18 protein-coding genes and 1 tRNA gene are annotated in these 12,602 nt (G+C 56.8%); 9 read left to right on the plus strand and 10 right to left on the minus strand.

Features of this window, described 5'->3' with window-relative positions; all coding sequences use genetic code 11:
* Positions 1–78 precede the first annotated feature (78 nt).
* The gene (locus ACR3E2_RS10060; protein WP_480483815.1) at positions 79–531 is read right to left on the minus strand and encodes an Lrp/AsnC family transcriptional regulator; all 453 of its coding nucleotides are present in this window, start codon (positions 529–531) and stop codon (positions 79–81) included.
* A gap of 73 nt (positions 532–604) precedes the next feature.
* Between ACR3E2_RS10060 and ACR3E2_RS10065 the strand changes: the two genes are divergently transcribed.
* Together ACR3E2_RS10065 and ACR3E2_RS10070 are read left to right on the plus strand one after the other, a co-directional pair.
* Positions 605–1,192: a LysE family translocator gene (locus tag ACR3E2_RS10065; RefSeq protein WP_480483816.1), complete on the plus strand. Its 588-nt coding sequence runs from the start codon at positions 605–607 to the stop codon at positions 1,190–1,192.
* 194 nt (positions 1,193–1,386) lie between these two features.
* Positions 1,387–2,349: an acetyl-CoA carboxylase carboxyltransferase subunit alpha gene (locus ACR3E2_RS10070; protein WP_480483817.1), complete on the plus strand. Its 963-nt coding sequence runs from the start codon at positions 1,387–1,389 to the stop codon at positions 2,347–2,349.
* A 3-nt stretch (positions 2,350–2,352) separates the two neighbouring features.
* On the opposite strand, the gene ACR3E2_RS10075 is transcribed toward ACR3E2_RS10070, so the two are convergent.
* The 3 genes from ACR3E2_RS10075 to ACR3E2_RS10085 all read right to left on the minus strand — a co-directional run bounded on the left by ACR3E2_RS10075 (position 2,353) and on the right by ACR3E2_RS10085 (position 4,970).
* On the minus strand, positions 2,353–3,483 hold the full coding sequence (locus ACR3E2_RS10075; RefSeq protein WP_480483818.1) for a lytic murein transglycosylase: 1,131 nt from the start codon (positions 3,481–3,483) through the stop codon (positions 2,353–2,355).
* A 113-nt stretch (positions 3,484–3,596) separates the two neighbouring features.
* Complete coding sequence (locus ACR3E2_RS10080) at positions 3,597–4,244, minus strand: GntR family transcriptional regulator (RefSeq protein ID WP_480483819.1); 648 nt, start codon at positions 4,242–4,244, stop codon at positions 3,597–3,599.
* A gap of 30 nt (positions 4,245–4,274) precedes the next feature.
* On the minus strand, positions 4,275–4,970 hold the full coding sequence (locus ACR3E2_RS10085) for a M48 family metallopeptidase (protein WP_480483820.1): 696 nt from the start codon (positions 4,968–4,970) through the stop codon (positions 4,275–4,277).
* 100 nt (positions 4,971–5,070) lie between these two features.
* Here ACR3E2_RS10085 and ACR3E2_RS10090 point away from each other — a divergent pair, with 100 nt between their 5' ends.
* The 7 genes from ACR3E2_RS10090 to ACR3E2_RS10120 all read left to right on the plus strand — a co-directional run bounded on the left by ACR3E2_RS10090 (position 5,071) and on the right by ACR3E2_RS10120 (position 8,936).
* Positions 5,071–5,397 carry a TIGR02300 family protein gene (locus tag ACR3E2_RS10090; protein WP_267366159.1) on the plus strand — a complete coding sequence of 109 codons (327 nt, stop codon included), beginning with the start codon at positions 5,071–5,073 and terminating at the stop codon, positions 5,395–5,397.
* 143 nt (positions 5,398–5,540) lie between these two features.
* A tRNA-Ala gene (locus ACR3E2_RS10095) sits at positions 5,541–5,616 on the plus strand.
* 784 nt (positions 5,617–6,400) lie between these two features.
* Positions 6,401–6,742: a hypothetical protein gene (locus ACR3E2_RS10100; protein WP_480487238.1), complete on the plus strand. Its 342-nt coding sequence runs from the start codon at positions 6,401–6,403 to the stop codon at positions 6,740–6,742.
* A 95-nt stretch (positions 6,743–6,837) separates the two neighbouring features.
* The gene (locus ACR3E2_RS10105) at positions 6,838–7,269 is read left to right on the plus strand and encodes a c-type cytochrome (RefSeq protein ID WP_480483822.1); all 432 of its coding nucleotides are present in this window, start codon (positions 6,838–6,840) and stop codon (positions 7,267–7,269) included.
* A 10-nt stretch (positions 7,270–7,279) separates the two neighbouring features.
* Complete coding sequence (locus ACR3E2_RS10110; protein WP_480483823.1) at positions 7,280–7,621, plus strand: copper resistance CopC family protein; 342 nt, start codon at positions 7,280–7,282, stop codon at positions 7,619–7,621.
* Positions 7,622–7,623: 2 nt separating this feature from the next.
* Entirely contained in the window at positions 7,624–8,490 is an 867-nt protein-coding gene (locus ACR3E2_RS10115; protein ID WP_480483824.1) for a copper resistance D family protein, read from the plus strand.
* Between the two features lie 11 nt (positions 8,491–8,501).
* Complete coding sequence (locus tag ACR3E2_RS10120; protein WP_480483825.1) at positions 8,502–8,936, plus strand: c-type cytochrome; 435 nt, start codon at positions 8,502–8,504, stop codon at positions 8,934–8,936.
* Between the two features lie 338 nt (positions 8,937–9,274).
* Here the strand turns inward: ACR3E2_RS10120 and ACR3E2_RS10125 are convergent, their stop codons facing one another.
* The 6 genes from ACR3E2_RS10125 to ACR3E2_RS10150 form a co-directional block, all read right to left on the minus strand.
* The gene (locus tag ACR3E2_RS10125) at positions 9,275–9,934 is read right to left on the minus strand and encodes a DUF2461 domain-containing protein (protein ID WP_480483826.1); all 660 of its coding nucleotides are present in this window, start codon (positions 9,932–9,934) and stop codon (positions 9,275–9,277) included.
* Positions 9,935–9,946: 12 nt separating this feature from the next.
* Positions 9,947–10,291, minus strand: coding sequence for a TfoX/Sxy family protein (locus ACR3E2_RS10130; RefSeq protein WP_480483827.1), 345 nt, complete (start codon positions 10,289–10,291; stop codon positions 9,947–9,949).
* On the minus strand, positions 10,291–10,512 hold the full coding sequence (locus tag ACR3E2_RS10135) for an MAPEG family protein (protein ID WP_480483828.1): 222 nt from the start codon (positions 10,510–10,512) through the stop codon (positions 10,291–10,293). Before ACR3E2_RS10135 ends, ACR3E2_RS10130 begins: the two co-directional genes overlap by 1 nt.
* 24 nt (positions 10,513–10,536) lie before the next feature.
* Positions 10,537–10,923, minus strand: coding sequence for a VOC family protein (locus ACR3E2_RS10140; protein WP_480483829.1), 387 nt, complete (start codon positions 10,921–10,923; stop codon positions 10,537–10,539).
* A gap of 68 nt (positions 10,924–10,991) precedes the next feature.
* Complete coding sequence (locus ACR3E2_RS10145) at positions 10,992–12,227, minus strand: RNA polymerase sigma factor (RefSeq protein ID WP_480483830.1); 1,236 nt, start codon at positions 12,225–12,227, stop codon at positions 10,992–10,994.
* Between the two features lie 3 nt (positions 12,228–12,230).
* Positions 12,231–12,602 (minus strand): YciI family protein, encoded by a 372-nt coding sequence (locus ACR3E2_RS10150; protein WP_480483831.1) that lies wholly within the window; start codon positions 12,600–12,602, stop codon positions 12,231–12,233.

The following is a 12,602-nucleotide window of genomic DNA, read 5'->3' on the forward strand; positions in this document are numbered from 1 at the left end:
CCCTGGCAACGTCATTTCCACGACATTAGGCCGTGAGTTTTCGCCCTGCAAGTGAGTGTGCCTTCACAATTCAAGACGTCACGCCCGTAAATTCTTGGGCGAACCCATAACCACATAGGATGTGATCGAGGTGACATGCGGCAGCGTTCCCAACACCTCGGTATGGAAGGTCTTGTAAGACGGCAGGTCTGCACATTCGACCCGCAGCAAGTATTCGATTGTTCCTGTTATGTTGTGGCACTCGACAACTTCCGGCGCTTGTTGGAGCGCGCGTTCAAACCCCTCCTGCGCGGCCTTCGTATGCTCGCCCAGCCCTACACCGATGTAGGCGACAAAGCCGATACCCATCGCCGCCGGGTCCAGCACCGCGCGATACCCCGTGATCACCCCGGCCCGCTCAAGTTCTTGCACGCGGCGCAGGCAGGCCGAAGGGGAAAGGCCCACACGCTCGGCCAGATCCAGATTGCTGATCCGTCCGTCGCGAGATAGCTCTTGCAATATCTGGCGGTTTATCCGGTCATTTTTCATCATTGATTGCACAGCTACAGGAAACACGCACAAAAAAGCAATTTCATTTGCCGCAGCGCGGACAATACTTCGCCCCATGACTTATGACATCCTGATGGCCCTGATCGCCTTTGCCTTCGTAACCTCGATCACACCGGGGCCGAACAACCTGATGCTGATGGCTTCGGGGGCGAATTTCGGCTTTCGACGCTCGATCCCGCATATGTTGGGCATTGGGCTTGGCTTTACCTTCATGGTATTGCTTGTCGGCGCCGGTCTGGTGCAGGTCTTCGACCGGTATCCCGTCAGCTATACAGTGCTGAAAATCCTGTCGGTGATCTATCTGCTCTATCTGGCCTGGAAGATTGCACATGCCGCGCCGGCAAACAGCGCCGAGGCGACCGGCGTGCCGATGACATTCCTGCAAGCCGCAGCGTTTCAATGGGTAAATCCAAAAGCCTGGGCCATGGCCCTGACCGCCACCACGGCCTATACGCCAGATCGAACGATGTATGCGATTGCCATCGTTGCGTTTGTCTTCGGAGCCGTCAACTTACCATCGGTCAGCACATGGACCGTTTTAGGACAGCAGATGGCACGAATGCTGACGAACCCGCGCAGATTGGTCATATTCAACTGGACAATGGCTGTGCTGCTTGTGGTTTCGCTCTATCCCGTGCTTTAGCAGGGGTGAATTTCCTCAAAGGTCGATATCAGCGATTGTTTTGCTGGGCATGTCGGGAATGTGCTGGCAAGCAAATGAATCTCTCAATCTGATCAACGGCTTTTGACATGAACGACGCCGCTTCAGTGTCATCTAGTTGCATCTGAGGCCAGCCAGCGGCATATAGCTAGGAAATTTTACGCAGATGAGGCGTCATGACCCAGTATCTGGATTTCGAAAAACCGCTGGCCGAGATCGAAGGCAAAGCTGAAGAGCTGCGCGCGCTGGCTCGTGCCAACGAAGAAATGGATGTGGCCGAAGAAGCCGCCGCGCTGGATGCCAAAGCCTCCAAGCTGCTGGATGAACTCTATCGCGACCTGACACCCTGGCGGAAGTGCCAGGTGGCGCGTCACCCGGAACGCCCGCATTGCAAGGATTACGTGGACGCACTGTTCACCGAATTCACTCCTCTGGCCGGAGATCGCAATTTTGCCGATGATTTGGCCGTTATCGGTGGTCTTGCGCGCTTTAACGATCAGCCGGTGATGGTGATCGGCCACGAGAAAGGCAGCGATACCAAGTCGCGTATCGAACGTAATTTCGGGATGGCCCGCCCCGAGGGCTATCGCAAGGCCGTGCGTCTTATGGAGATGGCGGGGCGTTTTGGACTGCCTGTCATTACCCTGATCGACACCGCTGGCGCCTATCCCGGCAAAGGGGCCGAGGAACGCGGCCAATCCGAGGCGATTGCCCGGTCGACTGAGATGTGCCTGAAAATCGGCGTGCCGCTGGTTTCGGTCATCATCGGCGAAGGCGGCTCGGGCGGCGCTGTGGCGTTTGCGACCGCCAACCGCGTGGCGATGCTGGAGCATTCGGTCTATTCGGTGATCTCGCCGGAAGGCTGCGCATCGATCCTGTGGAAAGATGCCGAAAAAATGCGTGAAGCGGCCGAGGCACTGCGTTTGACGGCACAGGATTTGCACAAGCTGGGCGTATGTGATCGGATCATCCCGGAACCCAAGGGTGGTGCACATCGCGATCGTCCGGCAACGGTTGAGGCGGTGCGCAAGGCCATCACCGCCATGTTGACTGAACTGGACGGCAAGGATGGGGCGGCCCTGATAAAGGACCGCCGTCAGAAATTCCTTGATATCGGATCTAAAGGGCTGGCGGCGTAACCGTCAGCCACCCAACCTGCGCAACAACGCAACCGAAGGCTCACCTGTCACGGGCAGACCATTGGCGCTCTGATACGCGCTGATGGCTGTGGTGGTGTTGTTTCCGATCACGCCATCTGCACCTTGCGTGTCATACCCCGCAGATGTCAGGCGGCGCTGCAATTCCTTGCGGTCGTCCAGTGTCAGCCCGTTTGCATCCGGCCCGAACGAGGCCTGAAACGGCGCGCCGCCCGCGATCCTGTCCGCCAGATGACCGACACCAATCGCGTAGCTGTCCGAGTTGTTGTAGCGTTTGATCACCTGGAAATTGCGGAACACGGCGATGCGGGGGCCAGGTTTTTGCGGCTGCAATACGGCCACCGGAGTACCGGAAACGGTTCCGGCCTCTCCGCCCCAGGGTTGGCCCCGCACCCAACCTGCACGCGCCAGATAAGCAGCGGTCGAAGCCAGCGAATCTGTCGGGTCGTCTGACCAGATGTCGCGCCGCCCGTCGCCGGTGAAATCCACGGCATAGGCAAGATACGAGGTCGGAATGAACTGCGTGTGCCCCATCGCCCCGGCCCAACTGCCAGTCATGTTAGCGGGCGTGGTATCGCCGTTCTGGAGGATTTTCATCGCCGCGATCAGCTGGCTTTCAAAGAACTGCCCGCGCCGGCCATCATAAGCCAGCGTCGACAACGCCGATACAACAGGCACATCACCGCGGCGCGCGCCATAGCGGCTTTCCAGCCCCCAGACGGCCACGACGATTTCCTTATCCACGCCATATTGCGCCTCGATCCGTGACAGAGTGCCGTTATGTTGCCGCAGCATCTGCTGGCCGGTGCTGATCCGCTCGTCCGACGCCGCGATGGCTAAGTAATCTTCGAGGCTGCGCTTGAATTCGACCTGATTTCGATCGCGTTCGATTACGTCGGGCAAATACCCGGCCCCCTGAAAGGCGCGGTCAACGGTCGTCCGGGAAATCCCCTGCGACACTGCCCTGCCCTTGAAACCGGCAACCCAGGCATCCCACCCGGCATTGGGGACTGCCCGCATCCGGGATGCAGGCGTGCTGGACGGAGTGGCGCCACCCGTGCAGGCGGCCAAAAGCGTTGATCCGAGGCAAATGGAAAAGGTCCGGCGAGTAATCATGGTTTGGGTCTGCTCTTGTTTGTGATTTGCCGCAAGAATAACCCAGCCGGGTTGCGCAGGCCAGAACCGTGACACCTTGGAAGGGCGCTGTGTCGATGTCGGCAGGAAGCCGCTCAGCTGACCAGCAAACGCAGCCCTTGCGTCACATCCGAACGCACTGCCAGCCGCAAGCCTGGCTCGTCGCCTGCCTTGAGCGCGGCGATGATCAGCTTGTGATTATGTGGCGGCTCTGCGCGTCTGAGACGCCCATAAAGCGCCCGCATCGTCGGCCCAAGTTGCAGCCAGACGGTTTCAGCAATGGCCAGCATCGCAGGGGCCTGAGCGCGCAGATACAGGGTTCGGTGAAATTCCAGGTTCGAGCGGATATAGCCAACCGCATCCCGTTTGGTCACCATCTCGGCAACCGTCATGTTGATGCTCTGCAACCGGTCTATCAGGGCCATGTGTGCCCTGGGCAAGGCCCGGCTTGCCAGTTCGACCTCAAGCAATGCGCGCAAGGCAGCCAGTTCCTCAATCCGGTCATTCGTCAACTCCGGGGTTGAAACCCGGCCCGATGTGGACAAGAACAATGCCCCTTCTGCGGCCAGGCGGCGCACCGCCTCTCTCGCCGGGGTCATTGAAACACCGAATTCCTTGCCGATGCCCCGCAGGGTCAGGGCCTGCCCCGGTGCCATCTCACCATGCATGATCCGGGATCGCAGCGCCCGGTACACCCGGTCATGTGTTGCGGTCTGGGTTTCGGAAGGGCGCGCGGTCAACATATGCTCATGTGATCACAAAAAGGCGCCACGTCAACTCGGCTCGGTATCAAATCTGTAGCGATGCAACTCGGCCCCGTTGTCGCGCAACCAGCGGCGGGGCGGCTTATACGGGCCAAATATCTTTTCGACCTGCGCCCAGAAGGCAGGTGAGTGGTTCATCTCGGCAAGATGTGCCACCTCATGCGCCGCAACATAGTGCAACACATCAGGAGGCGCCAGAATAAGGCGCCACGAAAACATCAATCCGCCATGCGAGCTGCACGACCCCCAACGCGACCGCGTGTCACGCAGGCTGAGTGTCGTGTACGAACGCCCCAGCATGGCTGCATAATCATCACAGGCTCCGGTCAACCGGTCCCGCGCCAGTTCCTTCAGGAACCGGCCCAACCTGCGGGCCTCGGCTCCTGTGGGCACGGCAACCTCATCTGCATTCAGCAGAACCCGCCGCCCGGTTGCAGGAACGATTCGGCGCGCTTTCCCTTCGATCGGGATCACTTGCCCAAACTGCACGGTGGTCATATCGGGCCGACCCTGAAGATGCTGCCGGATCCACCCTTCTTTGGTGCGCGCAAAACTCAAGGCCTCAGATTCCGGCACGCCATTCGGGTAAGTCAACGTGACGCGCCCATCCAGCTGGGAGATTCGCAGGCTGATACGCCGCGCCCGAGCCGATTTGCGCAATCTCAGTGGCACCGGCGGTGTCCCTGGCAATGCGTGCTCTCCCATATCGCGACCTCTCTTGCGCAAAGACTTTGACAGTGCCCTCTGCCTGTGGCAGGTGAGCTGAATCATTTAGACGACTCACCTGATATCAAGGGGATTTGACATGCCCAAGGAAGAATGGGGCGTAAAGCGTGTTTGCCCGACAACCGGTAAGCGGTTTTACGACCTGAACAAGGACCCGATCATCAGCCCCTACACTGGCGAGATCGTGGAGCTTGAAACATCCAAAAGCCGTATGATCTCGGCGGATGCAGAAGACGCAGCTTCGGTCAAAGCACGTGAAAACACGGCGGATGACGATCTGGTTCTGGACGATGATGACAACGTCGACGTGGATTTGGATGACGATCTGCTGGACGATGATGATGACGACAATGATGATGTTTCTCTGGACGACATCACCGACATGTCATCAGACGACGACAACTGACCAAGTAAAAGGCGATCCCCAGGGTCGCCTTTTTCACCTGAGGAGCAGCCCGGGTGAAAATTCGCGCCCGATTCAAACTTTGGACTTGCACTCGCTGCCGCTGTCTCCTAAACGTCCGTCCACCGTACCGATGGTACAATGATGGGGCCTTAGCTCAGTTGGGAGAGCGCTTGCATGGCATGCAAGAGGTCAGGGGTTCGACTCCCCTAGGCTCCACCAAAACCTAACAATACAACCAGATAGCAAGCATTAGAGCGGTGTGACACACAGGTGTGACACAAAATGAAGCTGTATGCATATCTCTCTCTGTCCCGACACGGCATCTACTACTTCCGTTGGCCCTTGCCCGACACAAGACCAAGCACCAAACGTCGGGCAGTGCATTGATCTGTCGCCCACCAGCCCCGGAAAACATCATTCCAACGGATCAGAGGCCGACGATGCACTAACAATCAAACTGGACCAGTCAGATGAGGCTGTTCACTATCAACAGCGGCCTCGTGATCACCAAACATAAACTGGCTAAACTGGTTGTTTGCGAGTGCGCCTTTGCTAAGTAGCTTACTCAAACGCCCCACAACGAGCTTCGCCGATAGCGTCATGGTGAGGTCCATAGCAACCCTCTGCACCATGGCTGTGCCAGTCACCGTGGTGATGCCTGTCCGTGCATGCGGCCATAGCTATGAGTATAGCCAAAAACGCCACCGTTCCCCGGGTTGCTTTTATGCTGATGCTCTGACCCATTTGCGAAGCACCTTGCCAACAACTTGGCAAACTACGCTTTGACACATGTCAACACTCAACCACAGCGTCGCCCAAATCACTGCAGTTAGGGGGGTATTAAGACGGTCCTTCTCGTGTTGCTGTCTAGGAAAAGGGGAAGCTTCAATCAATTGTCCGAACAAAAAACTGGTCGTGATCCGAAAAACCAAAGGGCTGGCGTTGTCATGCTTGGTCTACTGCAGTAGCGTCCTGAACCATGGTCATCCGACGATACTCACTATTGGTACTCGCTGGCATTCTGGTCATCCTGACCGGGCTTGTTGGCGTTGCTCACGCGCGATCGGATGGCTGCATCGGTCTTGGCTGTGAAAGCCACATGCAATCGGCAGAACACATTTTCGTGGCGAATAACAGCATCGCCAAATCGACCCTACACAGCCACCACGACCCGGACAATTCAGGAACCGGCGAGTGTAATCCCACTATCTGCCAAGCAGTTGTTTTGCTCGCCCAAATCGGGGAAGCCGCGAAGAGTCAACGTGAAATTGCACCCGAGTTCCAGGTTGGAGCCCAAGCCAAGCCGATTGAGCCGGATAACCCTTACAAGCCCCCTGACTTTTGAAGCAGCGTAAATCCTTGCGAAATTCTGCGACCTGCGCGTGCCGCTGTTCGCAGTGAATCGCAGCACTACCAGCTTCCAAAAGTCAGGATCAACTCATGAGAAAAAGTCTCTTATTCATCGGCGCAGGCACCGTCGCAGCCGTCGCCGCTTTCATAACCCTTCGGCCCGGCCCAATCGAAGAGGCCACATCGCCAGAGACAGGCACAGGCGGCGCCATAGTCGCAATTCAGATGCCGCCAATCGAGGGCAACGCAGTAATCGGTCAGCGTGTCTTTGATGTCTCTTGCGCTGCTTGCCACGGCGTCAATGCGGTCGGTGTAGAAGGCGCGGGACCGCCTCTGATCCACAAGATATACGAGCCCAGCCACCACGCTGACGAAGCCTTTCAGAGGGCGGTTTCACAAGGTGTAAGAAGCCATCATTGGCAGTTTGGTGACATGCCGCCGGTCGAGGGATTGACGCGAGGTGACGTTGCCATGGTGATCGCGTACATTCGTGAAATTCAACGTGCCAACGGAATAAATTGAGGACAGGACCATGAAAAAGATCGTAACTCTCGCAATCATGGCTGCTATTCCCAGCGGGGTACTGGCGCATTCCAAGGCCGAAGAAACGACACCTGCCAATGGGGCGACTGTAACCTCTGTGCCCGCTGAAATTGGCCTCAGCTTCACCAAGGACATCCGGCTGACGCGGATAGAGATGGCCCATGAAGAACACTCGGCAGTAAGCCTAGATTTGGGGGACCAGACAAGTTTTAGTCAGGAGTTCACGATCCCACTGCCGGGCAATGGAACCGGCACCTATGTCATCGAGTGGCGTGGTTTAGGTAAAGACGGCCATGCGATGCAGGGCGAGTTTTCCTTTTCCGTGGAATGAGCATGCCAGACATTTGGGGAGTTGTCGCAATCCTCGCAAAGCTGGTGCTCTACATCGGCTTTGCTGGGTCCACCGGGCTTGTCGCCGTTAAGTGCCTTTTTTCCGAACTAGTCGCGCCGGTAAGCCTTGCGATGAAACGCCAAGCCTTGGTCTTGGCGTGGCTTTCCCTCGCAGCAACGGTATTTGGTTTCATGCTCCGAGGAGCCGCCTTAACGGGCGGAGTTGACGGCATGGTCGATCCAGAGATGCTTGGCTTGCTTTGGCAGACCTCCGTAGGCGACGTACTTGCTTATCGCCTTTCAGGCGCAGTTTTGATCCTTGTGGGACTGTCTGTTCCTCGCTTTGGTCTATGGATCGCGCTGTTGGGTGGCACATTGGCCATGTGGTCCTTTGCACAGATCGGACATGTACCGGAACTGGAGAGTGTTGGCGTCCAATTGTTGCTGCTGTTGCACCTGCTGTGTGTGGCCTTTTGGGTGGGTATATTTGGCCCGCTGCGGAGTATGGCTCTCATGCCTGAACACCTGACAGATGCAGCAGTGTTAGGGCACAGGTTTGGACAGGCTGCTGCACTTATTGTGCCAACGCTAGTCACGGCGGGTCTGTGGATGGCTTGGTTGCTTGTCGGCAATCTCCAAGGGCTCTTGTTCACCGGCTACGGGCAGACGCTTTTGATCAAGGTGTTTCTTGTGGCACTGCTGTTGATCCTCGCCGCTGCCAACAAGCTCCGATTTGTTCCGGCCATGCAAAGTGGAGAGGCAATAGCAGCGCAACGCCTCGCCCGATCCATCGAGGTTGAGGCAATAATCGTATTAGTGGTGCTGGCGACAACGGCGACACTCACGAGCGTACTAACGCTTCCGAGTTAAGGTAGGTAGAGATGAACAATCACCTTTGCGCACTGGCTATATGCAGCATTGGTACGAGCCTTGCTGCAGATCATGAGTTGATAGATAGAGACCTAGCGAATGGGCAGGAACTCTACGCAGTGCACTGTGCCTCATGCCATGGAGTGAATCTGGAAGGACAACCTGACTGGCAAACACCCAACGATGACGGGGTGTTGCCCGCGCCACCACATGACGTGACAGGGCACACTTGGCACCACGACAACCAGCTACTGTTCGAGTACACCAGACTAGGTGGGGCAGACGCATTGGCAGCACGCGGCATTAAAGACTTCAACAGTGGTATGCCGGGTTTCGAGGGCACGCTGACTAACGAAGATATTTTGGACGTGCTGGGTTACATACGCTCCACATGGCCCGACGATGTTCAGCAAATGCAGGCCAGCCGCAACCTTCCCCACCAGTAAAAGACAGCTGGCCTCGTAAAGGTTTGGACGTACACAGTACACCGTAGCAGGTTGTGCAACTTCAAGTGTGACTTCAAGAGAAGCCACAGTGCAAACAAGAAATCTACAATAGTATTTACGATCAGTGTATCAGGCGTTCGGCGGCGTTTCCCGCAGGCTCCACCATATCCAAACAGAAAAAACAGAGGGCAAACACTGGAGCGGCGTGGCACACAGGTGCGACCCAAAATGAAGCTGCATACTTATCTCTCACTTTTCAGACACAGCGTTGAACGATTGAGGTCGGCACCTTGGCGATATCCATCGAGCCTATGTTCCCCGCATATGGAAAGATGGGGTTACTCGACCCGAGAAAGCAGCAGAAAAACAGGTAAGAGGTCGTCGAACAATTCTATAGTTCTTTCAATGAGGTTTGGTTCGATTGCAAAGGCGGGATTTCCCAGATCCGTCCAGACGGTAAAGCCTTTGCGGCGCAATGCTTCTTCATTTGGATGATCTTTGTCAAAAGCTGAGGGAACACGTTTCAATTCAGGATCCCCGACCCGGAATCCACGCTTTCGCATCTCAGCGGCAAGCTGTATCACCACTGCCCCCTTGGGGCCTGCCATCTCTGTTCGAAAGGCATCCAACGCTTCCTTTTCGTACTGAAACACCCCGCAGCCAAGCGCCAGATCGTCAGGTGAGAGCCCAAAGAACCACATCGGTGGCTGATCCGCATTCCCGTCAGGGATAAACGCAATATGCAGGTGTGCGTTGTAAGGTGTTTTGTCCTTGGAAAATCGGACATCCCGATGAACACGAAAAATCTTGCTGCTGTGGGTCTGGCCAGTCAGATCACGCAAGGCATCCGCCATGTTATCCGCGAAGTGCCTGCTGGCCTCCTTCAAATGGGTCTCGTAAACTGCCTTGTTGGCTGCAAACCATTCCTTCGTGTTATTGGCCCGCAAGTCCCTTAGAAAACCAAGCGCTGCGGGTGAGAAACTTTCAAATTTGGCCATTGATTTCTCCGTTCAGTCTTTCGCGGGAAGGGCTGCGGCGTGTTCGAGACAAAGGTGTAACCAGCGCAGCAAAGCGGCGTCATCGCAATCACTCTCATCCACGCGGATAAAACCACCCAGTTTGCGTGCGCCGTGAATCACTTCCTGAGCCTCAGGGTCCGCCAGCGCAATGCTTTCGTTGTCCTTGCCCACCCGGAACATGAAACGGCCCAGCCCGTCGTTATGCCGCCGCGCCCCGCACAGCATTTTGCCGTTCAAGAAAAAGCAATTGCCACCCATCATGCGCTTTTCTGAAATGCCCACATGCGCGGCCAAAGCGTCACGAATGCGTGCGTTGAGGGTTTCATCCACCGGCATCAGCTGGATGCCTCAGGCTGCCGGTGGATCGACGGCGTGAACGAAACATATTCGACGAAGTTTCCATGTGACCGCATTACGCGCAAGAGCCTGTTGCCCCCATCCCATAACGGATGGATACCCGCCCTGGACCGACGCAGGCCAAAAGCAGTCGCCAGTGGAACGGTTACCCAGACCAATACCGCCGCAATAACCTGCACGATGTGCGAATATTGTTCCATCTGCGCCCTCCTTTCAGGCAGTTCTCAGGGTCTCATGCTTTCATAAGTGATCAATGCAAAGCGGGCACCTTGCGGGTCGTTCAGCGTGGCCATGCGCCCGACACCCGGCATATCCATCGCGGGTTGAAGAACTGTGGCGCCTTTGGCTTCGGCCTTTGCAACACTCGCATCCACGTCGGCCACTGTGAAGAAGATCGTCCAGCTTCCACGCTCTTCCGGCATTGGTGAAAAGCCTCCGATAGCGGTCTCGCCCACAACTGCGGCCGAATAACTTGACCCATCCTGCATCGGCATATCGCTGATCGTCCAGCCCAGCACATCCTGATAAAAGGATTTGGCCTTGCTCTGATCCGGCCCGGAATGCCCGATCCATCCTGAATTTCCGACAGCCGTCATCTCAAGTATACTCATGTGTACCTCCGTTGGTTACGCCCGCCACATACGGGTCTGACCCAAGGACGTATGAGGAGTGTGTTTTCCTACAGGCCCTCCAATTCTTCTTTGCTAATTTTGATTTTTTCGTTGATCACGTCGCATTCCAACGCGGTGGGAGAAAGCGCCAACACGGTTTCAAACGCGGAAATGGCGTCTTTATGATCCCCCGCTTCTTGCAAAAGGCCACCTCGCATCGCGTGAAACCAACGATAGTTGGACAGCTCCTGTGACAGAGGATCCATTGCCTTCAAAGCATATTGTGGGCCGTGTAGCTTGGCCTGTGCGGCAATCTGGTTGAGCCGGATCACAGGTGTCGGCTGCAATGCGTAAAGGGCGGCGTAGTGGCTTTCGATTAACGCCCAGTTGGTTTCTTCGGACGAGGTCGAACAGGCATGTGCCTGGGCGATTGCAGCCTGGATGACATAGACCCCGCGGTGGCCAATCCGCTGGGCTTTTTGCAACAGGGATGTAGCCTCAGCGATATTCGAGCGATCCCAAAGATCGCGGTTCTGATCGTCGAGTGCGACAAGCTTGCCTTCCACGTCAATCCGGGCCCGGCGCCGGGCGTGTTGAAACAACAACAGCGCCAGCAATGCGGCCTGCTCGCCCATTGCAGGGAACAATGCGACAAGAAGGCGGGCAAGCCGGATGGCTTCTTTACACAGCGTGAGCTTGATTTGCTGCGGCCCGGTCGAGGTCGACCACCCTTCGCTGAACATCAGGTAAACCATTGTCGAGACTTCGCCCAACCGGGCTTGCCTTTCAGCCGGGCTTGGCGTTTCAAAGGCGACCGGGTTATTTGCTATTTTCTTTTTGGCGCGGGTAATGCGCTGTTCCATGGTCTTGGACTTGACCAGAAATCCGCTGGCGATCTCATCGACGCTCAGTCCCGCGACCACCCGCAAGGCGATGGCGATCTGATCCCGCCGATCCAGTTCCGGGTGACAACAGATGAACAGCAAGCGCAGGACATCATCCCGCATCTCGTCAGGGTCGGGTGTTTCCGCCGGCATCGGTTGAAACTCCTCTGCGTGGCGCGACAGGATTGCCGCGCGCCGCCGGGATTTGCGTATATCGTCCAGACCCGCATTCCGGGCCGTGGCCAGAAGCCATGCCAATGGATCCCGAGGCGCCCCGTCCTGGGGCCAAACCGCCAAGGCTTTCAGGCAGGCGTCGGCAAAGGCCTCCTCTGCGGTGTCCAGATCCCGAAAAGCCCGCGTCAGGGCAGCAATGGCGCGCGGGCGTTGTTCAGCAAATGTGGCCTCCAGCCAGACTGACATGATCTATTCCGACGATATGGCTCCCCCGGCCCAGGCCACAGGCCGAACTTCCAGCCGCGCGACCGGTGAAGAGATCAGTTTTGCATGTTCCAACGCTTCCTCAAGATCTTTGAAATCAGCGGCGTAAAACCCAAGAAAGTTTTCCTTGGTCTCGGAGAACGGGCCATCGGTGATCAGGGGGGCAGCACCTTCGGACGCCGCCGGTTCGACCATTACCGCTGACGTTGGCGGCATCAGTTTTATCGACACAAACTCTCCGCGTTCCGACAAAACCGCTTGCAGGGCGCGATGGCCTGACATCACTTCGTCCTGGCGATCTTTCGGCAATGCCTCGAACACGCCCGGTTCCCCATAAATTGTGATTGCGTAGATCAT

Source organism: Ruegeria sp. AL7 (assembly GCF_056536105.1).

Bases quoted from the DNA above. Each gene is read 5' to 3' on its own strand.
- ACR3E2_RS10060 (WP_480483815.1), bottom strand. From the start codon at position 531: ATGATGAAAAATGACCGGATAAACCGCCAGATATTGCAAGAGCTATCT.
- ACR3E2_RS10065 (WP_480483816.1), top strand. From the start codon at position 605: ATGACTTATGACATCCTGATGGCCCTGATCGCCTTTGCCTTCGTAACC.
- ACR3E2_RS10070 (WP_480483817.1), top strand. From the start codon at position 1,387: ATGACCCAGTATCTGGATTTCGAAAAACCGCTGGCCGAGATCGAAGGC.
- ACR3E2_RS10075 (WP_480483818.1), bottom strand. From the start codon at position 3,483: ATGATTACTCGCCGGACCTTTTCCATTTGCCTCGGATCAACGCTTTTG.
- ACR3E2_RS10080 (WP_480483819.1), bottom strand. From the start codon at position 4,244: ATGTTGACCGCGCGCCCTTCCGAAACCCAGACCGCAACACATGACCGG.
- ACR3E2_RS10085 (WP_480483820.1), bottom strand. From the start codon at position 4,970: ATGGGAGAGCACGCATTGCCAGGGACACCGCCGGTGCCACTGAGATTG.
- ACR3E2_RS10090 (WP_267366159.1), top strand. From the start codon at position 5,071: ATGCCCAAGGAAGAATGGGGCGTAAAGCGTGTTTGCCCGACAACCGGT.
- ACR3E2_RS10105 (WP_480483822.1), top strand. From the start codon at position 6,838: ATGAGAAAAAGTCTCTTATTCATCGGCGCAGGCACCGTCGCAGCCGTC.
- ACR3E2_RS10110 (WP_480483823.1), top strand. From the start codon at position 7,280: ATGAAAAAGATCGTAACTCTCGCAATCATGGCTGCTATTCCCAGCGGG.
- ACR3E2_RS10115 (WP_480483824.1), top strand. From the start codon at position 7,624: ATGCCAGACATTTGGGGAGTTGTCGCAATCCTCGCAAAGCTGGTGCTC.
- ACR3E2_RS10120 (WP_480483825.1), top strand. From the start codon at position 8,502: ATGAACAATCACCTTTGCGCACTGGCTATATGCAGCATTGGTACGAGC.
- ACR3E2_RS10125 (WP_480483826.1), bottom strand. From the start codon at position 9,934: ATGGCCAAATTTGAAAGTTTCTCACCCGCAGCGCTTGGTTTTCTAAGG.
- ACR3E2_RS10130 (WP_480483827.1), bottom strand. From the start codon at position 10,291: ATGCCGGTGGATGAAACCCTCAACGCACGCATTCGTGACGCTTTGGCC.
- ACR3E2_RS10135 (WP_480483828.1), bottom strand. From the start codon at position 10,512: ATGGAACAATATTCGCACATCGTGCAGGTTATTGCGGCGGTATTGGTC.
- ACR3E2_RS10140 (WP_480483829.1), bottom strand. From the start codon at position 10,923: ATGAGTATACTTGAGATGACGGCTGTCGGAAATTCAGGATGGATCGGG.
- ACR3E2_RS10145 (WP_480483830.1), bottom strand. From the start codon at position 12,227: ATGTCAGTCTGGCTGGAGGCCACATTTGCTGAACAACGCCCGCGCGCC.
- ACR3E2_RS10150 (WP_480483831.1), bottom strand. From the start codon at position 12,602: ATGATCTACGCAATCACAATTTATGGGGAACCGGGCGTGTTCGAGGCA.